This is a genomic window from Flavobacterium johnsoniae UW101 (assembly GCF_000016645.1).
GTDB classification, from domain to species: Bacteria; Bacteroidota; Bacteroidia; order Flavobacteriales; family Flavobacteriaceae; genus Flavobacterium; species Flavobacterium johnsoniae.
The window spans coordinates 5,622,569-5,646,400 of record NC_009441.1; the positions used below are offsets into that span (position 1 = coordinate 5,622,569).

20 protein-coding genes are annotated in these 23,832 nt (G+C 35.2%); 16 read left to right on the forward strand and 4 right to left on the reverse strand.

Annotation, left to right across the window (positions count from 1 at the left end; translation table 11 throughout):
• The first annotated feature begins 26 nt into the window (after window positions 1–26).
• The 7 genes from FJOH_RS24015 to FJOH_RS24045 all read left to right on the forward strand — a co-directional run bounded on the left by FJOH_RS24015 (window position 27) and on the right by FJOH_RS24045 (window position 10,264).
• A complete protein-coding gene (locus FJOH_RS24015; protein WP_012026614.1) occupies window positions 27–743 on the forward strand; it encodes a rhodanese-like domain-containing protein in 717 nt (238 codons plus the stop codon).
• Window positions 744–770: 27 nt separating this feature from the next.
• Window positions 771–2,390 (forward strand): sulfatase-like hydrolase/transferase, encoded by a 1,620-nt coding sequence (locus FJOH_RS24020; protein ID WP_012026615.1) that lies wholly within the window; start codon window positions 771–773, stop codon window positions 2,388–2,390.
• A 218-nt stretch (window positions 2,391–2,608) separates the two neighbouring features.
• Complete coding sequence (locus tag FJOH_RS24025; RefSeq protein ID WP_012026616.1) at window positions 2,609–3,868, forward strand: YeiH family protein; 1,260 nt, start codon at window positions 2,609–2,611, stop codon at window positions 3,866–3,868.
• A gap of 677 nt (window positions 3,869–4,545) precedes the next feature.
• A complete protein-coding gene (locus FJOH_RS24030; protein WP_012026617.1) occupies window positions 4,546–6,201 on the forward strand; it encodes an arylsulfatase in 1,656 nt (551 codons plus the stop codon).
• Window positions 6,202–6,399: 198 nt separating this feature from the next.
• On the forward strand, window positions 6,400–7,320 hold the full coding sequence (cysK, locus tag FJOH_RS24035) for a cysteine synthase A (RefSeq protein ID WP_012026618.1): 921 nt from the start codon (window positions 6,400–6,402) through the stop codon (window positions 7,318–7,320).
• Between the two features lie 105 nt (window positions 7,321–7,425).
• Window positions 7,426–8,346, forward strand: a complete 921-nt coding sequence (locus tag FJOH_RS24040; RefSeq protein ID WP_012026619.1) for a family 2A encapsulin nanocompartment shell protein — start codon at window positions 7,426–7,428, stop codon at window positions 8,344–8,346.
• Entirely contained in the window at window positions 8,330–10,264 is a 1,935-nt protein-coding gene (locus FJOH_RS24045; RefSeq protein WP_012026620.1) for a family 2A encapsulin nanocompartment cargo protein cysteine desulfurase, read from the forward strand. Before FJOH_RS24040 ends, FJOH_RS24045 begins: the two co-directional genes overlap by 17 nt.
• 356 nt (window positions 10,265–10,620) lie before the next feature.
• Here the strand turns inward: FJOH_RS24045 and FJOH_RS24050 are convergent, their stop codons facing one another.
• Window positions 10,621–11,070: a DUF1810 domain-containing protein gene (locus FJOH_RS24050; RefSeq protein WP_012026621.1), complete on the reverse strand. Its 450-nt coding sequence runs from the start codon at window positions 11,068–11,070 to the stop codon at window positions 10,621–10,623.
• Window positions 11,071–11,254: 184 nt separating this feature from the next.
• The gene (gene rocD, locus FJOH_RS24055; protein ID WP_012026622.1) at window positions 11,255–12,508 is read right to left on the reverse strand and encodes an ornithine--oxo-acid transaminase; all 1,254 of its coding nucleotides are present in this window, start codon (window positions 12,506–12,508) and stop codon (window positions 11,255–11,257) included.
• Between the two features lie 194 nt (window positions 12,509–12,702).
• Between rocD and FJOH_RS24060 the strand changes: the two genes are divergently transcribed.
• The 4 genes from FJOH_RS24060 to FJOH_RS24075 all read left to right on the forward strand — a co-directional run bounded on the left by FJOH_RS24060 (window position 12,703) and on the right by FJOH_RS24075 (window position 16,142).
• Complete coding sequence (locus FJOH_RS24060) at window positions 12,703–13,155, forward strand: Lrp/AsnC family transcriptional regulator (RefSeq protein WP_012026623.1); 453 nt, start codon at window positions 12,703–12,705, stop codon at window positions 13,153–13,155.
• A 106-nt stretch (window positions 13,156–13,261) separates the two neighbouring features.
• On the forward strand, window positions 13,262–14,035 hold the full coding sequence (locus FJOH_RS24065) for a dienelactone hydrolase family protein (RefSeq protein WP_012026624.1): 774 nt from the start codon (window positions 13,262–13,264) through the stop codon (window positions 14,033–14,035).
• 102 nt (window positions 14,036–14,137) lie between these two features.
• On the forward strand, window positions 14,138–15,106 hold the full coding sequence (locus FJOH_RS24070; RefSeq protein ID WP_012026625.1) for a DUF3667 domain-containing protein: 969 nt from the start codon (window positions 14,138–14,140) through the stop codon (window positions 15,104–15,106).
• A 10-nt stretch (window positions 15,107–15,116) separates the two neighbouring features.
• On the forward strand, window positions 15,117–16,142 hold the full coding sequence (locus FJOH_RS24075; protein WP_012026626.1) for a M28 family peptidase: 1,026 nt from the start codon (window positions 15,117–15,119) through the stop codon (window positions 16,140–16,142).
• A gap of 156 nt (window positions 16,143–16,298) precedes the next feature.
• Here FJOH_RS24075 and rho read toward each other — a convergent pair whose 3' ends face one another.
• Entirely contained in the window at window positions 16,299–18,113 is a 1,815-nt protein-coding gene (rho, locus tag FJOH_RS24080; RefSeq protein ID WP_012026627.1) for a transcription termination factor Rho, read from the reverse strand.
• Between the two features lie 183 nt (window positions 18,114–18,296).
• On the opposite strand from rho, the gene FJOH_RS24085 reads away from it, so the two are divergent.
• The 3 genes from FJOH_RS24085 to FJOH_RS24095 all read left to right on the forward strand — a co-directional run bounded on the left by FJOH_RS24085 (window position 18,297) and on the right by FJOH_RS24095 (window position 20,490).
• Window positions 18,297–18,713 carry a DUF4293 domain-containing protein gene (locus FJOH_RS24085; protein WP_012026628.1) on the forward strand — a complete coding sequence of 139 codons (417 nt, stop codon included), beginning with the start codon at window positions 18,297–18,299 and terminating at the stop codon, window positions 18,711–18,713.
• 161 nt (window positions 18,714–18,874) lie between these two features.
• Complete coding sequence (locus FJOH_RS24090; protein WP_012026629.1) at window positions 18,875–19,534, forward strand: response regulator; 660 nt, start codon at window positions 18,875–18,877, stop codon at window positions 19,532–19,534.
• Window positions 19,535–19,569: 35 nt separating this feature from the next.
• Window positions 19,570–20,490, forward strand: coding sequence for a sensor histidine kinase (locus tag FJOH_RS24095; RefSeq protein WP_012026630.1), 921 nt, complete (start codon window positions 19,570–19,572; stop codon window positions 20,488–20,490).
• A gap of 3 nt (window positions 20,491–20,493) precedes the next feature.
• Here the strand turns inward: FJOH_RS24095 and FJOH_RS24100 are convergent, their stop codons facing one another.
• Window positions 20,494–20,988 (reverse strand): metallophosphoesterase family protein, encoded by a 495-nt coding sequence (locus FJOH_RS24100; RefSeq protein WP_044048084.1) that lies wholly within the window; start codon window positions 20,986–20,988, stop codon window positions 20,494–20,496.
• 255 nt (window positions 20,989–21,243) lie between these two features.
• Here FJOH_RS24100 and truA point away from each other — a divergent pair, with 255 nt between their 5' ends.
• Both truA and FJOH_RS24110 read left to right on the forward strand, forming a co-directional pair.
• Window positions 21,244–21,978: a tRNA pseudouridine(38-40) synthase TruA gene (truA, locus tag FJOH_RS24105; protein WP_044048086.1), complete on the forward strand. Its 735-nt coding sequence runs from the start codon at window positions 21,244–21,246 to the stop codon at window positions 21,976–21,978.
• A 95-nt stretch (window positions 21,979–22,073) separates the two neighbouring features.
• Window positions 22,074–23,828 carry an ABC transporter ATP-binding protein gene (locus tag FJOH_RS24110; protein ID WP_012026633.1) on the forward strand — a complete coding sequence of 585 codons (1,755 nt, stop codon included), beginning with the start codon at window positions 22,074–22,076 and terminating at the stop codon, window positions 23,826–23,828.
• Window positions 23,829–23,832 lie beyond the last annotated feature (4 nt).

Genomic DNA, 23,832 nt, shown 5'->3' on the forward strand with positions numbered 1-23,832 from the left:
CCCGCTTTTATCAAAACCTTTTCATTATGAAAAATAATAAAATCAAAAACAGCATTACAGCCTTGATTCTGCTTTTTGCAATCACAGCATTTTCGCAGAATAAAAGCTCCAATACCGTTTCGCTTGATATTTTCTACAGCAAAATTCAGGCAGAAAAAAAGCCTCAGATAATTGATGCACGAGGTCCCGAAGAATTTGCTTTAAACCATATTAACGGCGCAGTAAACTTCAATTTAGAATCAAAAAATTATGCCGAACAAGTTGCAAAACTAGACAAATCAAAACCTGTTTTCACCTACTCCATTGGAGCAGGAAGAAGCGTTTGGCTCGCCGATGAATTATTAAAAAACGGTTTTAAAGAAGCTTATAGTCTGGAAGGCGGTATTGCCAACTGGATTGGAAACGGAAAACCCTTTTATGCCAGTTCCAAAAGCAAATTAACTCTTACGGAATACACTAAAATCGTTGCTGACAACAAAACTGTTTTGGTCGACATTGGATCGAAATACTGCAGCGCATGCACAAAAGTAAAGCCCGTTTTAGAAACGATCAAAACACAATACGGCGAGAATTTAAAAATCGTAGAAATTGATCTCGAAACCAGTCCGCAGGTAATTGCCGACTTAAAAACGATTAAAGTTTTTCCAACTCTGATATTATATCAAAATGGCAAAATTGTTTTCAAAAAAGACGGCTTCAACGATTTAAAAAAAGATGTTGATGTGGCTTTGGCTTCTAAATAAACTTAATTCAAAACTAAACTAACCATAATGGCAGTCTATAAAAAAATAACCAAAATTGTAATATCCATTTTAATAGTGCTTCTTATTCTGGCAGCATTTTTATTCTGGCCCATTAATACCGATGGAACGTTAATACAACCCGACCAAAAATTAGCCGAAGGAAAAGCAGCATTTCTTTCCCAGAAAGATACTTCTGCAGCTTCAGAAAAAAAGCCCAACATTATCATTCTCCTTGCCGATGATTTAGGCAAATATGATATTTCTTTATACGGGGGAAAATCAACGCCAACGCCACAAATTGATTCACTTGCTGCATCTGGCGTAACTTTTACAGACGGCTATGTTTCGTCTTCTATTTGTTCGCCTTCACGCGCAGGATTGTTAACCGGCCGTTATCAGGAACGTTTCGGACATGAATATCAGCCCGGAGACCGATATCCTAAAAACAACTTAGAATATTATGCTTTTAAGTATCTTCTCAATACAAACAGCTGGCGTTTAAATCCAAAAATTGAATATCCAAACGATGCCTCAATCGCTACTCAGGGACTTCCAAAATCTGAAATTACTTTTGCTGATTTAGCCAAAAAACAAGGTTATAGTACCGCCATTATCGGAAAATGGCATTTGGGACATACCAAAGGATTTTTTCCTTTAGACCGAGGCTTCGATTATCATTACGGCTTTTATCAGGCATTTTCACTTTTTGCGCCGGAAGATAATAATCCTGATATTATCAACCATCACCATACCGATTTTACCGATAAAACAATTTGGGGCAATGGCCGTGTAGGAACTGGACAAATCCGCCGAGACAGCACCATTATTGACGAAAAGAAATACCTGACTGAAAAATTTGCAGAAGAAGCCGAAGCTTTTATCGATAAAAACAAAAACAAACCGTTTTTGCTTTACGTTCCGTTTAATGCGCCGCACACGCCGTTTCAGGTTCGCAAAAAATATTACGATCGTTTCCCGAATGTAAAAGACGAAAACAAACGGGTTTATTTTGCCATGATCAGCGCACTTGATGACGCTATTGGACTAATAAGAGCCAAAGTTAAAAAAGAAGGTCTGGAAGAAAACACCTTAATTTTCTTCGCCAGCGACAACGGCGGTGCCGATTATACTTATGCGACAACAAACGCACCATTAAAAGGAGGCAAATTTTCTCATTTTGAAGGCGGTGTAAATGTTCCGTTTGCACTTTCGTGGAAAGGAAAAATCAAACCGCATACTATTTATAAAACACCTGTAAGTTCACTGGATATTTTCAGCACTATTGCAGCCGTTACACATTCAGGTTTGCCAAAAGACCGAGTTTACGACGGAGTCGATTTAGTAGATGTGGTCAATAACAATAAACAAGCACATCAAAATTTATACTGGCGTTCCGGCGATGCAAAAGCTATTAGAAGCGGTGACTGGAAATTAATCATCAGCGGTAAAACCCATGAAACCTGGTTATACAATTTAGCCAAAGACAAATCTGAAACTACGGATCTGGCTTCAAAAAATCCTGAAAAAGTAAAAGAATTACAAACTGCTTTACAAAACTGGGAAAAAGGATTAATTAAACCTTTATGGCCAAATCTAACTTATTACGAATTCGATTTTGGTAAACAAAAATACTTTGTTGATTTGTAATTAAACATAACAAACCCGACAGGTTTTTCATATCAAAAATAAATTACCTCCAGCTTTAGCTGGAGGTTTTAAAAATTAAAAGTAAAGAAGGCTTTAGCTAAACTTTTTATTCGGCTAAAGCCTTTTCTGTTTGCAAATTGGTTACCTCCAGCTGAAGCTCGAGGCAATTGAAATAAAATCTTAGAATCGATAATTCTTAGAATAATCAAATCAAAAATATGTCAACTCAATCTAAAAAATTTAATATCCACGAAGACTGGACTGTTGTAATTCTGGGATTTATAATCATTGGGATTTCACTTTTTATATTTCTTCCCGAAGTTCCCGTTTTTAACTGGTCAAACCCTGCCGATTTACAAGCAAAAGTATTCGATCTTCAAAACCTTGAAATTCTTTTTATTCAATTTATATATTTTATTTCCATTGGTACGCTGGGTACTTTTTTGATTGGAAGACCTGTAAGATATTTTCTATTTACTTTTCCTGTAGTATATATCTTAACATTAATTGCCCTTATTCTGGCTGGAAATGCAGCCATAAAATCGATTAATCTCGAAGCTGTAATTTTTAGTTTGATAATTGGTTTGGCTATTGGCAACTTTTTCAAACTTCCGGAATGGTTTCGCTCTGCACTTTCTACAGAAGTTTTTGTAAAAATTGGACTGGTTTTATTGGGAACCAGTGTTATTTTTTCAGATATTTTAAAGGCAGGATCATTAGGCTTAATACAGGCATTGGTTGTTGTTATATCTGTCTGGTGTTTTGCCTTTTGGCTTTGCCGAAAATTAAAAGTCGACGATGAACTCACAATGATGATTTCGAGTGCCGTTTCTATCTGCGGTGTTTCTGCTGCAATTGCAACATCGGGCGCAATAAAAGGCGATTCTAAAAAATTATCATACGTTATTTCAATTGTTTTGGTAACCGCAATTCCCATGATGATTTTCATGCCTATTATTGCCAGATATTTCAATTTTCCCGAAGAAGTAACCGGAGCATGGCTTGGCGGCAGTATCGACACATCTGGAGCTGTTGTGGCTTCGGGAACTTTGGTTGGCGAAACGGCTTTAAAAATCAGTACAATTGTAAAATTCTCTCAAAACGTTTTACTCGGATTAGCTGCTTTTGCCATTTCGGTTTATTGGACGTATTCGCATAATACAACATCGGAAGCTGTCGAATCCAAACCAACTTTAAAAGTAATCTGGGAGCGTTTCCCAAAATTCGTAATCGGATTTATCGCTGCTTCTCTGCTCTTTTCATTTCTAATTACACCAGAAACCAGAAACAACGTAAAAGACAGTTTAAAAAACCTTCAGGGAATTTGGTTTGCACTGGCTTTTACAAGCATAGGTTTAGAAACCAATTTTAAGGATTTATTGAGCAATAACAGCCGTATACCATTATATGCTTTTTTAATTGCACAGTTATTCAATGTGATTGTTACATTGATTGTTGCGTTTTTGCTTTTTGGGTAATAGTTGAACCGCAAAGGGCGCTAAGTTTTACGCTAAGCACGCTAAGTCATTGCGAGGAACGAAGCAGTCACATTAACAATTAGCTGCAAAGCTTGATTAAACAAATGAGATTGCTACGTTCCTCGCAATGACATGCTTTGTATCTTACAGCCAACTAAAACATTAAAAAACAACAAATTACAACCTAAAAACATACCTATACCCTATTACATCACATCTTTTTTTCAAAAAAAGTAAAGAATAATTTGGTTTTTACAATATTAAACATAACTTTGTCTATAGAATTAGTAGAGTTTAAAATTAAAAACTTACATTTTGAAAACAGCAGTACACAATACGTTTCACATTCTTCGTAAAAAAAACACTTATAACGCTTCTTGTTATATGTGCAGCTGTTGTTAATTCTTCCATTTATGTTCGCTTTCAATCGGTTTAAAATTAAAATCGGGACACATCAAAACGAACTGCATTTATCCCAAATTCTATTGAAATATCATTTGAAGCCTGTGCTTCAAAAGTTATTACGTTATACTAAATCAAAAATGAAAATGGAGACGACAAACTAACATTCTTTTTGATTACAAAGGGTCATTTCTGCGGCAACAGAAATGACCTGATTTTAAAGAACATTTATCACTTACAAAAACAAAAACCAACACACAAAAAAGTACATTACAATGAATACAAAAATTACAAAACTTCTGTTTTCCATTCTTTTAACCGGAGCTTTCACTTCTCAGGAGTCAAATGCTCAAACCGAAACGAAACCCAATATTATTCTGATTTTGGTTGATGATATGGGATATTCAGATTTAGGAAATTATGGTTCAGAAATTAAAACACCAAATCTTGATAAACTGGCTTCAGAAGGTTTACGATTACGCGAATTTTATAACAATTCGATTTGTGCCCCAACAAGGGCTTCTCTCCTAACCGGACAATATCAGCATAAAGCCGGAGTTGGATTTTTTGATGTAAATTTAGGTCTACCGGCTTATCAGGGCTACTTAAACAAAGAATCTTTAACGCTTGGAGAAGTTTTCCGTTCTGGCGGTTACAGCACACTTTTATCTGGAAAATGGCACGTGGGTTCTGAAGATCAGGCGCAATGGCCGAATCAAAGAGGATTTGACAAATTTTACGGAATCTTAAAAGGCGCCTCAAACTATTTTGACACCAAACCGCTTCCATTTGGAAAAACACCTTATCCGGTAAAATTAATCCGCAATAACGAAGAACTGCATCCAAAAGATGATTCATATTATTTTACAGATGAAATTGGAAATAATGCAGTGACTTTTTTAGATGAGCAAAACAAAGAAAATAAACCTTTCTTTTTATACTTAGCCTTTACCGCACCTCACTGGCCGCTACAGGCAAAACCTATTGATATTGCCAAATACAGAGGAAAATTTGACGAAGGCTGGGATGTTTTAAGAGAAAAAAGAATTCAGAAACTAAAAGCAAACGGCATTTTACCGGCAGACCAAACTATATCGCCAAGAGATCCTGAAGTTCCGGAATGGAATAAACTAACGTATGACGAAAAGCAATTTTGGAAAGCTAAAATGGAAGTTTATGCCGCAATGGTCGACAATATGGATCAAAATGTGGGTAAAGTTCTTGACAAACTAAAAGCTTTGAAAAAAGACAAAAATACGCTGATTATTTTCATATCAGACAACGGCGCTCAGGGAGGATTCAATACATATAATCCGCTGGGAAGAGGTTTGGTTCGAAATGATGGACCAGTTGGAACTTCGGGTTCATTTGATTATCAGGAACAAAACTGGGCTTACTTATCTAATACTCCGTTACAGCAATATAAAAACAATATGCATGAAGGCGGTTTTAGTTCGCCGTTTATTGCCTGGTATCCGTCAAAAATCAAAGCGGGCAGAATTGATAAAGGAACCGGACACATTATTGACCTCGCTCCTACTTTTTATGAACTAGCCGGAATTGAATACCCAAAAGAATATAATGGTGTGACGACAAACGCCCTGGCTGGAAAAAGTTTGTTACCTGTTTTATTTAATAATGTTTCACAGGTCGACAGAGGCGCACCATTATTTTGGGAAAGAGCCGGAAACAGAGCCGTTCGCGATGGAAAATGGAAGTTAGTTTCGATTTATCCTTCTTATGAATGGGAATTGTATGATCTTGAAAAAGACCGAGGAGAAACTACAAATGTAGCCCAACAGAATCCGGCAATCGTAAACAAACTTTCGGCTTCGTATTTTGAATGGGCAGACAAAACGGGAGTTGTAGAATACAGCAAATTCAAACTAAAACCAGAAACAATGCCAGGCGGTGCGGCACTGAAAAAATAAAATTATTAATTTAAACACATAGAAACATAGATCTTTTTTCTTGAGATAAAGATTAAAAAGATGACAGGTCGTCACACATAGTCACGATAGCTATCGGGATAAGTTAATGCAAGTGAAACGTCTTTTTTAAAGTGTCGAAATTCTATGTTTCTATGTGTTTAAATTACTCAATAATTGAAGTTTAAAAATATCAAACACATGAAATATCAAAACATTTTAGAAACCATTGGCAATACGCCGCACATTAAGCTCAACAAGCTTTTTAAAACCCATGAGGTATGGATTAAGTTAGAAAAATCAAATCCGGGATCGAGTATCAAAGACAGGATTGCTCTGGCTATGATTGAAGATGCAGAGAAAAAAGGACTTTTAAATCCGGATTCTATTATTATTGAGCCAACATCCGGAAATACCGGAATTGGGCTTTCGTTAGTGGCAGCCGTAAAAGGGTATAAAGTAATTATTGTAATGCCGGAATCGATGAGTGTTGAACGCCGAAAAATTATCGAAGCTTATGGTGCCGAATATGTTTTGACACCGAGGGAAAAAGGAACTTCTGGAGCGGTTGAAAAAGCAAATGAACTGGCATCGACTATTAAAAACTCTTTCCTCCCTTCTCAATTTACCAATAGAGCCAATGTTGAAGTTCACGAAAGAACAACGGCACAGGAAATCCTTGCCGATTTTCCAGACGGTATTGATTATTTGATTACGGGAGTTGGTACAGGCGGGCACATTACTGGAGTTTCTAAAATTTTGAAACAGCATTTTCCAAATCTTAAAACAATTGCAGTAGAGCCTGCCCTTTCTCCGGTTTTAAGCGGCGGTATTCCTGCTCCTCACCCATTACAGGGAATTGGCGCCGGATTTATTCCTGAAGTTTTTAACTGTGAATATGTAGATGAGATTGTAACGATCGAAAAAAATGATGCTTTTTCATTTGCTAAAAAAATAGCAAAAGAGGAAGGCATTTTTGGAGGAATTTCTACTGGAGCAGCATTAGCAGCGGTTTCTAAAAAAATAAAAAATATTCCGGAAGATGCCGTAATACTGACTTTTAATTATGATACCGGAGAACGTTATCTTTCTGTAGAAGAATTATTCGATTTTTTCTCATAAAAAACTAAATACCAAAACATTACATAAAAATAAAACCCGTAATTTTAAGAGTTAAATCTTAGAATTGTTCAAAAAAATAAAAAGTAACCAAAAAACCTTAAAACTATGGCAGATTTACAAAAACAACAGACCGCATTAGGCGATGTTGCTGCAAGACAATTAGCAATCGCAACTCGTACCGTTCCTCAAATTGGTACTATTACACCACGCTGGTTAACGCATCTTTTGCATTGGGTTCCTGTAGAATCAGGAGTATTTCGTTTGAATAAAGTTAAAAACGCAAACCACATTGAAGTCGATTGTTCTGCCCGTGACGAAAGGGTTTTACCTAACACTTTCGTAGATTATATCGAAAATCCAAGAGAATACAATCTGGCAGCCGTACAAACTATTGTTGATGTTCATACCCGCGTTTCTGATTTGTACAGCAAGCCGTATAACCAAATTTCTGAACAGCTTCGTCTGGCAATCGAAACCATCAAAGAGCGTCAGGAAAGCGAATTAATCAACAACAAAGATTACGGATTATTGAGCAACGTTGCGCCGTCTCAAATTATAAAAACCAGAACAGGAGCACCAACTCCGGATGATTTAGATGAATTGCTGACAAAAGTCTGGAAAGAACCTGGATTCTTTTTACTGCATCCGCTTGCAATTGCTGCTTTTGGACGCGAATGTACACGTCGTGGTGTTCCGCCTCCAACAACTTCATTATTTGGATCCCAGTTTTTAACCTGGAGAGGAATTCCGCTTATTCCATCAGATAAATTGCCAATCGTAAAAGGAAAATCAAAAATCATTCTTTTAAGAACAGGCGAAAGCCGTCAGGGCGTTATCGGATTAATCCAGCCGGGATTACAAGGCGAACAATCTCCTGGATTATCGGTTCGTTTTATGGGAATTAATGAAAAAGCCATTGCTTCGTATTTAGTATCGCTGTATTGTTCTTTGGCTATTTTAGTTGATGATGCTATTGCTGTTTTAGAAGATGTAGAAATAGGAAAGTATCATGAGTACAAATATTAACAACAACGGTTTACCAAACATCGACGATCTGCAAAATTTAGCAAACGAGTTGTTTAAAGCTTTACCGAATGAGTTTCCAAAAGAAATTTCATTAAGTCCGGATAAAGCCGAACATCCCCGTGCGGTAAAAATTGCAGAAACGATTTTACATGCCGGAAACAGTGATCAGTTTGGTCATATTCCTGCGGTGAGTCCGTCGAGTGTACCGCCGGCGCCGCCTGCATTCAGCGGTTTTGGAGCTTCTCCTTCTGTATCAAATTACGGCAATACTGGAGCTTCAGCTTTATACCCAAATGCCGGGGCAGGATTTAATCCGCAAAATAGAAATTCATCTTCAGGAGTTGAGGAAAACCATGATTTAAATATGAACAATCCACATAATGGGTTTTATGATTCAAATTTAAAAAACGGGAATTCCCCTCAATTGAATGAAGAAAGTCTTTTCTCGGTTTTTTCACTGAACCATCAATATCTGCCTTTTCAAGCTGAAAATTCTTCTTTTGAGATCGAATTGCAGGCGGCTTTGGCATCTGTTGATACTCAGTTTAAAAAACGTGAAGAATTTCCTTTAAACGGAAATGAAACAGCAAATTCGTATTATTTTTTAGATCAGAATCCTTTTGCATTTGATAAAAGAAGTACAGATCTTATAGTTGGAAATTCTTTCGATCATAAAGAGATCCAGCTTTTTAAAGGACATTATTTTGATGCTTCACTAGTAAAAAAGGATTTCCCGATTTTGAGAGAAACAGTAAACGGAAAGCCTTTAGTTTGGTTTGATAATGCGGCAACAACGCAGAAACCACAATCAGTTATTGACAGAATTGCGTATTTCTACGAACACGAAAATTCAAATATCCATCGTGCAGCGCATGAACTGGCGGCGCGTGCCTCTGATGCGTATGAAGCGGCGCGTGAAAAAGTGAAAGCTTTTTTAAATGCCGGTTCTGTAAATGAAATTGTTTTTGTGAGAGGCGCAACAGAAGGAATAAATCTGGTGGCTTCGACCTGGGGCGAACAGAATTTAAATTCAGGCGATGAAATTATTGTGAGTAATCTTGAGCATCATGCGAATATTGTTCCGTGGAAACGTCTTGCTGATAAAAAAGGCTTAAAACTAAGAGTAATTCCTGTTGATGACGATGGTCAGATTCTGCTTGATGAATATGCAAAACTGCTCACCTCAAAAACACGTTTGGTTGCTTTTACTCAAGTTTCAAATGCTTTAGGAACAGTAACACCTGCAAAAAAAATAGTTGAAATGGCACACGCTGCCGGAGCAAAAGTTTTAATTGACGGTGCACAATCGGTTTCGCATATGAAAGTCGATGTTCAGCATTTAAATCCAGACTGGCTGGTTTTTTCAGGACATAAATTATTTGGTCCAACGGGAATTGGAGCTTTGTACGGAAAAGAAGACTTACTAAACGAAATGCAGCCGTATCAATCTGGCGGCAACATGATTCAGGATGTGACTTTTGAGGAAATAAAATACCACAAAGCACCCAATCGTTTTGAAGCCGGAACCGGAAATATTGCCGATGCCATTGGTCTTGGCGCGGCAATAGATTATGTCACCAAATTAGGAATCGAAGCCATTGGTCAATACGAGCATTATTTGTTAGAATATGCCACAAGATTATTGAAAGAAATTCCGGGTGTACGATTGATTGGAACTGCCAAAGACAAAGCCAGTGTATTGTCTTTTAATTTACAAGGTTATTCAAACGATCAGGTGGGTCAGGCTTTAAACAAAGAAGGTGTTGCGGTGCGAACAGGACATCATTGTGCACAGCCTATTTTAAGAAGAATGGGTGTTGAAACGACTGTTCGTCCGTCATTAGCATTTTATAATACAACCGAAGATGTCGATACTTTTATTAAAACCATTTGGGAACTTAAAAAAGTGAGATTCTAAAAATAAGGAGATTTTGTTCTCTCGAAATAATTACTTTTTTTGATATTTTAAGTAATTATAAACCAAAGCGATTGTTTTAGGACAATCGCTTTTTTAATATATAAATAGTAAGAAAGTAAAATAACAGTCATTTTTAAATATGGCTTTCGAAGAAGCTGAATATTTATAGAAAGCATTTATTATCCATGAATATGGCTTCGGAGAAGCTGAATATTTATAGAAAGCATTTATTATCCATGAATATGGCTTCGGAGAAGCTGAATATTTATAGAAATAAATTGCGAAATATCTATCGGTTGCAAAATATACCGCCCCGCTGGGGCTTTGTACTTCGGAGCACTCTTAATTGTAAAAAATTAAGATGCCATGGCAATTTCTGGTTCTGCAATACCTGCTAAAGTAAGCGGGTCTGAAAACCCTAAGAAAAACACATCTAATATTTCCTGAAAAATAGGATCTGCATTTTCTGTCTGAGAAAAAAGCGTCATTGAGGAACGAAGTTTTCGTGCATTTAATTCACCCAAAATTGCTTCAATAGATTTTGTTTTATATTCTAATAAAACCTTGCAAATTTCAATTAGATGTTTGGCTAAAATAGGATGATTTAGAAAATCTTCTGCCTCTTTTAAATCTGCAAGAGCATAATATTTAGCAATCGTACTTTTTCCTAAACCTTTTATCTGCGGAAAAATAAACCACATCCAGTGCGTTTCTTTTTTCCCTTTTTGTAATTCGGAGTAAGCCGTAAGATAAAGTTTGTTCTGTGCGTCTAAAAAGCGTGTTAAATCATTATTTGCGTAAGCCATCTGAAATAATTTTTATAAGGTTAAACAAATTTTCAGGTCTTTTTTAAAGACATTCAAAACTACTCACGTTCCTGATTTAAAATTTATATAATTAATACACTTCATTATATAATTCCAATTTGCCAAAAAACAAAACAGCTGCGAAAGATTTTCGCAGCTGTACCTTTTATAATTGCAACTGAATTTAGTTTTTAAACTCGTTTAAAGATTTCTCGATAATTTCAAGACATTCCTTAATTTGTTCTTCTGTCATTACCAATGGCGGTGCAAATCTAATTTTGTTTCCGTGTGTTGGTTTTGCCAGTAATCCGTTATCTCTAAATTTCAAGCAGATCTCCCAAGCCAAATCAGAATCTTCGCCGCTGTTAATTACAATTGCATTCAAAAGTCCTTTACCGCGAACCAGCGTAATTAAGTCATTCTTTTCGGCAATCTTGTTTAACCCTTCTCTTAGAATTATTCCTAAACGTTCTGCATTTTCGGCTAATTTTTCGTCTTTTACCACTTCAAGAGCTGCAATCGCAACCGCTGCCGCAACTGGATTTCCTCCAAAAGTAGATCCATGCTGACCCGGCTTGATAACATTCATGATTTCATTATTACATAAAACTGCCGAAACCGGATAAACGCCGCCAGAAATTGCTTTTCCTAAAATCAGGATATCCGGCTGTACATTTTCGTGGTGAACAGCTAATAATTTTCCGGTACGTGCAATTCCGGTTTGAACCTCATCTGCAATAAACAAAACATTGTGCTTTTCGCATAATGCTTTTGCTTTTGCTAAATATCCTTCACTTGGCACATAAACTCCGGCTTCTCCCTGAATAGGTTCAACTAAAAATCCGGCAATATTTTTTGATGATTCTAAAGCTTTTTCAAGGGCTTCAAGATTATCGTATTCAATTTTTATAAATCCATCTGTAAACGGACCAAAGTTTTTACGGGCTGTTTCGTCGTTAGAAAATGAAATGATTGTCGTTGTTCTTCCGTGAAAATTATTCTCGCATACAATAATCTGCGCCTGATTTTCAGGAATTCCTTTTACTTCATAAGCCCATTTTCTGGATACTTTTAGTGCAGTTTCAACAGCTTCTGCACCTGTATTCATTGGCAGTACTTTATCAAAACCGAAATATTTTGTAACGTATTCTTCGTAGTTTCCTAGTTTATCATTGTAAAAAGCACGAGATGTAAGCGTTAAGGTCTGTGCCTGATCTATCATTGCTTTCACAATTTTTGGATGGCAGTGTCCTTGATTTACAGCAGAATAAGCAGATAAGAAGTCATAATATCTTTTCCCGTCAACATCCCATACATAAACACCTTCTCCTTTTTCTAACACTACAGGAAGCGGATGATAGTTATGTGCTCCGTATTTATTCTCTTTTTCAATCAAAACTTCTGATTTTGACGAAAGTATTTCTTGAGTATTTGCCATGATAATTTTATTTTTTCTGAAACAAAAATATAAAAATTATTTATTTAAGAACAAAAATCAAACATTTTTAACCTTATTTTAGTTTTAAAAAATAAATATAACTTATTTTAAAGCGTTTTTAAGTCATTTTAAAAAAATTGGCTTCAAATTCAATTGAGAGTTTTTTTATCTTTACAGAAATTAAAAATAACGGCATGGATATGTTAGATGAATTTGACGTAAAAATCATCAAAGAGTTAGAAAAAGACGGTCGAATTGCTTATTCGACAATTGCTTCTAATTTGAAAATTTCGAATACAATGGTGCATCAGCGTATAAACCGTTTATTTGAGCAGGGCATAATTACAGGAATCAAACCTATTTTAAACGAAAAACAAATTGGGTACGACTGGGCTTCTTTTACTGGAATTACATTAAATAAGGATTCTGATTCTGAAAGAATTATTGAGGCTTTAAAAGAAATTCCCGAAATTACAGAATGCTATTTCGTAACGGGTTCGTTTACGCTTTACCTTAAAATTACTGCTCGAAACCACGAACATATGCGTAAAATATTATACGATAAAATCGACAATATTCCAGGAATTGCCAAAACCGATTCTATGGTCGAATTGGGATGCGCTTTTAAAAGAAATGTCTCTTTATAAAGAATCTCAATTTCATTCAATTTTAAGAATATAAACCTCTCAAGAAATGGCTTGAGAGGTTTTTTTGTAACATTTTATTTCAGATATTTGTTAAAAATTGTAAAAAATGAAAAATTCGATCACACTTATTTTCGCTGCAATATTGTTTTCAACTACTATGAATGCACAACTGAAACCCGTAAAATATTCTGAAGGAAGCCAGACTTTGAATGGTTTATTTATTAAATCGGCTAAAAAAAGCAATAATAATCCAGGAATTTTGCTTTTACCGGCATGGCTTGGAATTGACAATGCCTCTAAAGGAATTGCCGAAGATTTATCGAAACTGGGTTACCATGTTTTTATCGCTGATATTTATGGAGAAGGAAATTATCCAAAAAATACAGGTGAGGCTGGAAAACAAGCTGGTTTCTATAAAACAAATTACGAAGCGTATCAAAAACGAATTAACGCCGCTTTGCAGGAATTAGTTAAATCTGGAGCAAATGCAGATAATATCGTGGCTATTGGTTACTGTTTTGGAGGAACTGGAGTTCTTGAAGCAGCGCGCGGTCATTTAAACGTAAAAGGAATTGCTTCTTTTCACGGAGGTTTAGGAAAAGATGCTGCGAGAAAAACAGAACCTATTACAGCCAAAGTTTTAATTTGTCACGGGGCTGATGATCCGTTTGTGCCAAAAGAAGAAATTACATCATTTCAGCAGGAAATGCGTGATTCTAAAGCTGACTGGCAGATGATTTATTATGCCAATTCAGTACACTCATTCACAAATCCCGAAGCTGGAAACGACAATTCTAAAGGCGCTGCTTATAACCCGGTTGCTGCCAAAAGATCTTTTGAACATTTACAGCTTTTTTTAAACGAAGTGCTTAAGAAATAATACTTTTTTATAGCACGCAGATGACGCTTGATTATACAAATTTGTTTAACCCGTATAATCGGCGGCCAAAAATAACCAAATCAAAACCAACTAAAATAACCAATGTCACACAACAAAATTAGAGAAGACAAAACCTGTTTAAACTGCAGGCATGTTGTTGAACAAAAGTTTTGTCCAAACTGCGGGCAGGAAAACAGCGATTCCAGAAAAACTTTTCATCATTTGTTTATTCACTTTTTTGAAGATTTAACGCATTATGAAAATGCATTCTGGAAAACAATAAAAAATCTTCTTTTTAAGCCTTCTACGCTTACTAAAGAATATCTTTCCGGAAAGCGTTTGTCTTATCTTGCTCCGGTTCGTCTTTATATTTTTATAAGTTTTATTACTTTTTTAATGATTTCCCTGTTTCCAGCCAACATAAACGAAAAAATTGATAAAAGTGAAACTGCGCTGAACAAAGAAATTTCTAAAACTAATGAAAGTATAGATAAAAAGAAAGACAAAAGGTATTTTCATTTTAAGACGATAAAAGAACTTGATTCGATTCAGAAATATGGAAAAGAAAATGAGAAATTGAATGCTTCATCGTATTGGTTTTCTGAAAAAGCAATACATGTGACTGAAAAATATACCAAAAAAGAGATTTATGAAAAGTTCGTTGAATCGTTCTTTCATAATCTGCCGAAAATCTTATTTATCATTATGCCCTTTTTTGCTTTTTTTCTGTGGCTTTTTCACAACAAAAAAAGATGGTATTATTTTGATCACGGGATCTTTACGCTTCATTATTTTTCCTTCCTCCTTCTTATCTTTCTCATTATGTTTGTAGTTGACAGGATTGTAGGTTTATTTGGAGAAGACAGTCCGTTGTCATACGTTTCCGGGTTAACGACTTTTGCAGGAACAGTCTGGATGTGTTATTACTTTTATCCGGCGCATCATCGTTTTTATGGCGAGTCCAGAATAGTATCTTTTATAAAAAGTTTCTTACTGTTTATAATAAATTCTCTTTTTATTCTATTTTTACTCACTTTATACATTCTTTACACATTTATTAATTTACACTAACAAGTAAGAAATGAAAAAATTACTCATTTTATTTTTAATTGGTGCAACAGCGTTTTCATGTAAAAACACGCAGTCGGCAGCAAACAAAGACAATTCAGATCCCTCTAAATATGTCAAGCTTATCTCTGAAAAAGACCTTAAAACAATGCTTTATGTTGTGGCTTCAGATGAAATGGAAGGTCGTGAAACCGGATCTGCAGGACAAAAAAAAGCAGGTCTTTATATGATTGACCAATACAAAAAAAGCGGTATCTCTTTCCCAAAAGGTGCTTCAGATTTTTACCAGCACATTCCTGCATCTTATTTAAATGCAAAACGTAATCAAAATTTACCAGATTCAGAAAATATCTGGGCTTACATCGAAGGTTCTGAAAAACCGGATGAAGTTTTGGTTATTTCTGCTCACTACGATCACGTAGGGATTAAAGACGGCGAAGTCTACAACGGAGCTGATGATGATGGTTCTGGAACTGTAGCGGTTATTGAAATGGCTAAAGCTTTTGCTAAGGCTAAAAAACAAGGACACGGACCAAAACGTTCTATTTTGTTTTTGCACGTAACTGGCGAGGAGCATGGACTGCACGGATCTCGTTTTTACTCAGAAAACCCTCTTTTCCCAATTGCAAACACAATTGCTGATATCAATATCGACATGATCGGACGCCGTGATGTTGAACACGCAAACACTAACAATTATGTGTATGTTATTGGTGCCGACAGATTATCATCTGATCTTCATAATGCGGTTGTAGCTCAAAACGAGAAATACATCAAAATGGACTTAGATTTTAAATTTAATGATCCTAAAGACCCAAATCATTTTTATGAGCGTTCTGACCACTATAACTTCGCAAAACACGGTATTCCTGCAATTTTCTTCTTTAACGGAGTTCACGAAGATTACCACGGAAAAGGCGACGAACCTCAAAAAATCGAATACGATGCTTTAACCAAAAGAACAAAACTTGCTTTTGTACTTGCATGGGATTTAGCTAATAGAGAGAATAGACCGGTAGTGGATAAACCGATTAAATAAGGTTCTGAGATACTAAGCTACTAAGATGCTAAGGTTCTAAGATAAAAACAAAGGGATGAGCTTATAAAACTCATCCCTTTTTATATTATTAACTAAAGTTTAAAGTTAAACAAAAAAGCTTAGCGCCTCAGAACCTTAGCATCTTAGAACCTCTTTTTAGTCATTCATAGAAATCAAAAACTCTTCGTTGTTCTTTGTTTTCTTGAAACGGTCGTTTACAAAATCCATAGATTCTACCGGGTTCATATCTGATAGATATTTACGCATGATCCACATCCTTTGTAATGTTTTCTCGTCAAGTAATAAATCGTCGCGGCGTGTACTTGAAGAAGTAAGATCGATTGCAGGGAAAATACGTTTGTTAGCAATTTTACGATCTAACTGAAGTTCCATGTTACCAGTTCCTTTAAATTCTTCAAAGATCACCTCATCCATTTTAGAACCAGTTTCGGTTAATGCAGTTGCAATGATACTTAATGAACCTCCATTTTCTACATTTCTTGCTGCTCCAAAGAAACGTTTTGGTTTTTGTAATGCATTCGCATCAACACCACCACTTAACACTTTTCCAGATGCCGGCTGAACTGTATTGTAAGCTCTTGCTAAACGTGTAATAGAATCTAACAAAATTACAACATCATGTCCGCATTCAACTAAACGTTTTGATTTCTCCAAAACAATATTAGCGATTTTTACGTGTTCCTGCGGTTCTCTGTCAAAAGTTGACGCGATAACTTCGCCGCGAACACTTCTCTGCATATCGGTAACCTCCTCAGGACGCTCATCAATCAAAAGAACGATTAAATAAACTTCCGGGTGATTAGCTGCAATTGCGTTGGCAATGTCTTTTAAAAGCATTGTTTTACCTGTTTTTGGCTGTGCAACGATCATTCCACGCTGTCCTTTTCCAATAGGAGAAAACAAATCGATAATACGAGTTGATATAGAGCTGCCTTTTTCGGCTAATTTAAATTTTTCAGAAGGGAAAACCGGTGTCAGGTGCTCAAAAGAAACTCGGTCGCGGACAACCTGCGGATCATGTCCGTTAATTTTTAAAACGCGAACAAGAGGGAAAAACTTCTCTCCTTCTTTTGGAGGACGAACCACACCTTTTACGGTATCTCCAGTTTTTAAACCAAATAATCTGATTTGTGAAGTTGATAAATAAATATCATCCGGAGAAGCTAAATAATTATAATCAGAAGAACGCAAAAATCCGTAACCGTCCGGCATCATTTCAAGAACACCTTCGCTTTCGATAATTCCATCGAATTCAAAATCAGAATCTCTGAAATTGTTGTTGTTCTTTTTGTTTTTGTGGTTTTGGTTTTGATTCCCATTGTTACCATTTCCGTTCCCGTTTTGATTTGGGTTTTGGTTTTGATTTTGATTCGGATTTTGATTCTGGTTGGGATTTTGGTTTTTATTCTGATTAGGATTAATCTTTTTAACCGGGGCAGTATTTTCAGTTTTTTCAGCAACTGGTGCTGTTGTGGTATTTTCTGCTGTTTCTTCTGTCGAAATCACTTCTTTTACAGCTTCTTTTTCCTTTTGCTGTGCGACCTTTTTTTCATAAGCCGACTTATTGAATTTGACAACTTTTGGACCTTTTTTCTCTGCTGTTTTATCTTCAGATACTTCTTCGGCTTCTGCCGGCTGTTTTTCTTCTACAGCTGCAGGAGTTACAATTTCCTTTGGAGCTTCCTCTACAGCATCAAATTCTAGAACCGGAGCACTTTTACTAACTGTTTTTTTAGCAGGAGCAATTCGGGCTCTTTTTGGTTTTTCAGTGTTTACTTCCTTTTCTGCAATAGTTTCTGCCGGCGGTGCAGCTGCCGCTTCCTGATGCGCTAATATCTGAGTAATCAGAGTATCTTTTTTAACGCCGTTAATCTTTATTGTTTTAGCTAGCTTAGCTATTTCTTGAAGCTCAGAAAGCTTCATTTCTTTTAATGCAGAAATATCAAACATGAATGTTCTATGAATTTAATTATTTTAAAGGAAATACTGTAAAAAGAATAGGTAGATAATTTATTTCAATTGACCGCAGTATGAAGTGCTTACGGTATTTTGATGCAATAATACGAATAAAATTTAATCATACAATAGTATTTTAAAAAAAGAAAATATATTTTTGTAAAACAATTTCAAGTTATGTTACAACGAATTCAAACCGTATATTTAATTCTAACCTTTGTAGTTACTGGGGTTTTAATGTTTTTTACGCCGCTTTGGACATTAAATACAGGTAAGGCTTTTTATTTCATGCAAAGCCAGCTTTACACTGTAATTTTAGGTTTAAGCACAATGCTTACTATCATTAGCATTATTTCATACAAAAAAAGACAAAATCAGTTTGTCATGGGCAGACTGAACATAATATTAAATTTAATTTTATTAGGATTGTTTGTATATCGTTCTCTAAATTTATCTGGAGAAACAGCAGAAGCTGTTTCTGAGAAAGGTATTGGGATGTTTCTTCCTATTGCTGCTATCGTGTTATTAGTTTTAGCTAATAAGGCCATCAAGAAGGACGAAGATCTTGTAAAATCTGTAGACCGTTTGAGATAAACCTATAAACTTAATTTTTTGTGCGAAGAGAACCCGAATTTATATTCGGGTTTTTTTGTGCCTTATTTTTCTCTTAAACAGAATATCCCAAATCATTTCCAAATATCATTTTTGTAAGATATTTTATTCATAAATTTGCATTTTGTGCAAAGAAGCATTTTATGACTAAAATAAAAATACATCTTGCCGATGATCATCAGGTACTGATCGACGGACTGACCAATTTATTACAAACGGTTTCAAACTTTGAAATTGTGGGCAGTTCATTGAATGGTGTAACTGTATATGATGATGTAATTCAAGACCAGGCTGATATTCTTGTTTTAGATATTAGTATGCCTCAAAAAGACGGGATTGAAGTTTTAAAAGAATTCAATCAAAAAGGTCTGCCTTGCAAAGTCATTATTTTATCGAGTTATGACGACCTGAAAATCATTAAAGAAGTAATGAAACTGGGTGCTAAAGGTTATTTGACAAAAAAATGTGCCGGAGAAAATATGATTGAAGCTATAGAAGCTGTTTATGAAGGGCAGGAATATTTTTCGGATGCAGTGAGAGAAAAAATATTCAGCATGTTTTCTCAAAACAACCCAAAACTGAATAAGAATGTTTATATCGAAAATCCTATTTTAAGTCCGAGAGAAATTGAAATCGTAACCTTAATTTGTCTGGAATACAGTGGAAAAGAAATAAGCGAAAAGCTATTCATTAGTGTAAACACTGTCGAAACACACCGAAAAAACATTATGAAAAAGCTCAACATAAAAAATACTATCGGACTTGTAAAATATGCTTTAAAAAACAATTTAATTAACGAGTAATTCAATTGAGAAACATTCAAAATCAAATAAAATCTATGTCTTTTATTAGAGTTTTCATATTAGTATTTTTCTTTGTTCCAATTGAAAATAAAGCTTTTAGCCAGGATACTATTTCTTCTGAAAAGTCAAAAACGACAATTTCTGAAAGTTCAAATAAAACCAACGTTTTCAAACAAATCAAACTGGAACAATTACGAAATAAAAAAGTCGTAAGCTTATCTATTGTTCTTATTATTATATTGTTTTTTCTTTTCTATTTTGTGTATCAAAACAACCGATTAAAACAAAAGATAAAGCGAAAAGACACCAAGCAGAAAATCCTCTTAAATGTAATAAATGCCGGAATTGACAGTCAGGAAACTGAACAAAAAAAAATTGCTTCTTTTTTACATGATAATATAAATTCGCTTTTATCTTCGGCCGGACTGCATTTAAATGTTTTTACAACAAAAACCAATATTCAGTCTGAAGAAATTCAAAAAGCAAAAGCCATTCTGGCACAAGCTCATGATCTTTTACGAGATATATCACATGACCTTGTTCCTACCCTATTGGTTCGTTTTGGCTTAATTTATGCTTTAGAAGATTTATGCGAAAGGAATTCTAATTCGAGTATTGAGTTTGCATTTTCAAGCTCAGTTGCGTCAGAAATCAGATATTCTGAAAAATTCGAAACGAAGCTTTATTTTATTGTTTCAGAATTGGTGAGTAATATAATTAATCACAGTGAAGCGAAGAAAGCTCAAATTTCACTGCATGAAAATAAGAATCAGTTAATTATTATTATTCACGACAACGGAAAAGGTTTTGATTCTGAAAAACTCAACGAAATTGAAGGTTTTGGTTTAAACCGAATCAGGGTTAGAATAAAAAAATTAAAAGGATCATTTTCTATTATATCGCGGGCAAATGAAAACACAGGAACTTCTATAAAAATAAAAGTTCCCATTTCGTAATTTTTATTTTTTACCAATTTCTATAATTTCCAGATCTTTTATTTTATCATCGTCTATTACAAAACGAAGCATAGTACGCATTTGATGAAATCCGCTTTTTCCTGCTGCACCTGGATTCATGTGCAATAGGTTATTTTTTTTATCAAACATCACTTTTAAAATATGCGAATGTCCGCAAATAAATAATTTAGGCGGATTTGAAGCCATTTCATCTCTAATCGCAGGATTGTATTTTCCGGGATAACCGCCAATGTGCGTAATCCAAACCGATACATTTTCGCACATAAATCTATTATTAAGCGGAAATTCTAATCTTGCTTTTGCATCATCAATATTTCCATACACACAACGAAGCGGTTTCAGCTTTTTGATAGTATCTGTAACATGCAAATCTCCAATATCACCCGCATGCCAGACTTCATCGGCCTGAGCGACATATTTTAAAATGGTATCATCAATATGAGAGTGTGTATCTGAAAGGAGAAGGATTTTTTTCAATTTTTTATTAAGGTGCAAAGGTTCATAGATGCAAAGGTACAAAGGTTTTTCCTGTATAAAAACATTAATAACTATGTGTAAATTCTGTCTTTATTTACTTATTAGACATTATGTGCCTGCTTTGAATCTCTACAAATGAGACGTTTTTACAACATCCCTAAAAAGAAAACTTTGAACCTCTGTCCCTTTGAACCTTTGAACCTCAAAAAGAAAAAATCTTTGTACCTTTGCACCTCAAAACCTCTGTACCTCACAATGAGATATTTTATTCATTTTGCTTATAACGGAACTCATTATCATGGCTGGCAGTTTCAGCCAAATGCTTCTTCAGTTCAGGAAACTTTAAATAAAGCGCTTTCGGTTTTATTAAATTCAACCATAAATGTTATGGGCGCCGGAAGAACAGATACTGGGGTGCATGCCGAGGAAATGTACGGACATTTTGATTTAGAAAAATCTATTGATATTCCGGTTTTGGTTCATAAACTCAATTCGTATTTACCAAAAGATATTGCGGTTTACAACCTGATTCCGGTACATGATGATGCGCATTGTAGATTTGACGCAACAAAAAGAACATACGAATATCATATCAATACAGTTAAAAATCCGTTTTTAGAAGAATTGAGCTGGTACGTGACTCAAAAGCTCGATGTTGAGTTAATGAATGAGGCTGCAAAGATATTATTGAAGCATACCGATTTTCAGTGTTTCTCAAAAGTAAATACAGATGTTAATACTTTTGACTGCACGATTTTTGAGGCCTATTGGAAACAGGAAAATAACAAACTGGTTTTTACAATTTCGGCAAACCGTTTTTTACGAAACATGGTTCGGGCAATTGTGGGAACTTTAATTAATATAGGATTACACAAAATCACGCTGGCAGATTTTGAAAATATTATTGCCAGCAAAAACAGAGAAAAAGCCGGATTTTCGGTTCCGGCGCATGGTTTGTATTTAACCAAAATTTATTACGATTATTTATAAGCTTTAAGCTTTAGGCAATAGGCTTCAGGCTTATTTCTTACTGTTTACTGCTAATAGCTTACAGCCTAAAGCCTAAAGCTTAAAGCATCAAAAAAATGAAAGCAAAAGCATTTGATACCGGTTTATTTAAACGGATTTTAAAATATACGAAACCTTATAAATGGCGTTACTACGGCGTTATTATTTTTGCGGTTTCGCTCTCTATTTTTGCAGCTCTGCGACCTTATTTATTAAAACAAACGGTCGACGGCTATATCAAAACGCACGACAAGACTGGTTTACTGTTATACATTATTTTAATGGGATCGGTTTTGCTTATGGAGGTTTTCTCTCAGTTCTATTTTGTGTATTGGGCTAACTGGCTTGGACAGGATATTGTAAAAGATATTCGCAACAAACTTTTCAAACACATTTTAAGTTTTAGAATGAAATATTTTGATTTGGTTCCGGTTGGGCAGCTGGTTACCAGATCTGTTTCTGATATTGAATCTATAGCCCGTATTTTCAGTCAGGGATTGTTTATGATTATAAGTGATTTGATGAAAATGCTGGTGGTTTTGATTTTTATGTTTTATATGAACTGGAAACTTACCTGGATTGTGGTTGTTGCAATGCCTATTCTGGTTTATATTACCCGAATTTTCCAACGTAAAATGCAGGTGGCTTTTGAGGAAGTACGTACACAGATTGCCAACATGAATTCGTTTGTTCAGGAACGTGTAACGGGAATGAAAATCGTACAGCTTTTTAACCGCGAAAAAATCGAAGCCGAAAATTTCAGAGTCATTAACGACAAACACAGAGTTGCGTGGATTAAAACCATTCTATACAACTCGATCTTCTTCCCTATTGCCGATATTATTTCGTCGATTACCTTAGGTTTAGTTGTAGTTTTTGGAGGATTCAAAATTTTGAACGGTGATAATTTTACAACATTCGGAGATTTGTTTTCTTATACGATGTTTATCGGTATGCTTTTTAATCCGTTAAGACAGATTGCTGATAAATTTAACGAGATGCAGTTAGGAATGATTGCAGCCAATCGTGTTTTTGATATCATCCATACTCAGGATCATATTCAGGATACAGGAACAATTGAAGCTCCGGTTTTTAACGGAAGTATCGATTTTAAACAAGTCCGTTTTAGTTATATTCCCGAAGAAGAAGTTATAAAAGGCATCGATTTATCTGTAAATGCCGGACAAACTGTTGCAATTGTAGGTTCGACCGGAGCAGGAAAATCAACTATTATTAATCTGCTGAATCGTTTTTATGAAATTAACAGCGGTACGATTTGTATTGATGGAGAAAATATTGAGAATTACACTTTGGCTTCACTTCGAAAACAAATCGCTGTGGTTTTACAAGATGTATTTTTGTTTGCCGATACGATTTACAATAATATTACACTTCATAACCCTGAAATTACACGCGAAAAGGTTTTAGATGCTGCAAAGAAAATTGGTGTTCACGACTTTATTATGAGTCTTCCAGATAATTATGATTTTGATGTTAAGGAACGAGGCGTTATGCTTTCGTCTGGTCAAAGACAATTAATTGCTTTTTTACGTTCGTATGTGAGCAACCCAAGTATTTTGATTCTAGATGAAGCAACTTCGTCTATTGATACCTATTCTGAAGAATTGATTCAGCGTGCAACGGAAACGATTACAAAAGGAAGAACTTCGATTATTATTGCACACCGTTTAGCAACAATTGTAAATGCTGATAAAATTGTGGTAATGGACAAAGGTTTGATTGTGGAACAAGGAACTCATCAGGAATTATTAATGAAAACTGATGGATATTATAAAAACTTATACGATTCTCAATTCTCGGTTGCGAATTAAATTA

Excerpts from the sequence above, each read along its gene's own strand:
- FJOH_RS24015 (WP_012026614.1), top strand. The coding sequence starts at position 27 with ATGAAAAATAATAAAATCAAAAACAGCATTACAGCCTTGATTCTGCTT.
- FJOH_RS24020 (WP_012026615.1), top strand. The coding sequence starts at position 771 with ATGGCAGTCTATAAAAAAATAACCAAAATTGTAATATCCATTTTAATA.
- FJOH_RS24025 (WP_012026616.1), top strand. The coding sequence starts at position 2,609 with ATGTCAACTCAATCTAAAAAATTTAATATCCACGAAGACTGGACTGTT.
- FJOH_RS24030 (WP_012026617.1), top strand. The coding sequence starts at position 4,546 with ATGAATACAAAAATTACAAAACTTCTGTTTTCCATTCTTTTAACCGGA.
- cysK (WP_012026618.1), top strand. The coding sequence starts at position 6,400 with ATGAAATATCAAAACATTTTAGAAACCATTGGCAATACGCCGCACATT.
- FJOH_RS24040 (WP_012026619.1), top strand. The coding sequence starts at position 7,426 with ATGGCAGATTTACAAAAACAACAGACCGCATTAGGCGATGTTGCTGCA.
- FJOH_RS24045 (WP_012026620.1), top strand. The coding sequence starts at position 8,330 with ATGAGTACAAATATTAACAACAACGGTTTACCAAACATCGACGATCTG.
- FJOH_RS24050 (WP_012026621.1), bottom strand. The coding sequence starts at position 11,070 with ATGGCTTACGCAAATAATGATTTAACACGCTTTTTAGACGCACAGAAC.
- rocD (WP_012026622.1), bottom strand. The coding sequence starts at position 12,508 with ATGGCAAATACTCAAGAAATACTTTCGTCAAAATCAGAAGTTTTGATT.
- FJOH_RS24060 (WP_012026623.1), top strand. The coding sequence starts at position 12,703 with ATGGATATGTTAGATGAATTTGACGTAAAAATCATCAAAGAGTTAGAA.
- FJOH_RS24065 (WP_012026624.1), top strand. The coding sequence starts at position 13,262 with ATGAAAAATTCGATCACACTTATTTTCGCTGCAATATTGTTTTCAACT.
- FJOH_RS24070 (WP_012026625.1), top strand. The coding sequence starts at position 14,138 with ATGTCACACAACAAAATTAGAGAAGACAAAACCTGTTTAAACTGCAGG.
- FJOH_RS24075 (WP_012026626.1), top strand. The coding sequence starts at position 15,117 with ATGAAAAAATTACTCATTTTATTTTTAATTGGTGCAACAGCGTTTTCA.
- rho (WP_012026627.1), bottom strand. The coding sequence starts at position 18,113 with ATGTTTGATATTTCTGCATTAAAAGAAATGAAGCTTTCTGAGCTTCAA.
- FJOH_RS24085 (WP_012026628.1), top strand. The coding sequence starts at position 18,297 with ATGTTACAACGAATTCAAACCGTATATTTAATTCTAACCTTTGTAGTT.
- FJOH_RS24090 (WP_012026629.1), top strand. The coding sequence starts at position 18,875 with ATGACTAAAATAAAAATACATCTTGCCGATGATCATCAGGTACTGATC.
- FJOH_RS24095 (WP_012026630.1), top strand. The coding sequence starts at position 19,570 with ATGTCTTTTATTAGAGTTTTCATATTAGTATTTTTCTTTGTTCCAATT.
- truA (WP_044048086.1), top strand. The coding sequence starts at position 21,244 with ATGAGATATTTTATTCATTTTGCTTATAACGGAACTCATTATCATGGC.
- FJOH_RS24110 (WP_012026633.1), top strand. The coding sequence starts at position 22,074 with ATGAAAGCAAAAGCATTTGATACCGGTTTATTTAAACGGATTTTAAAA.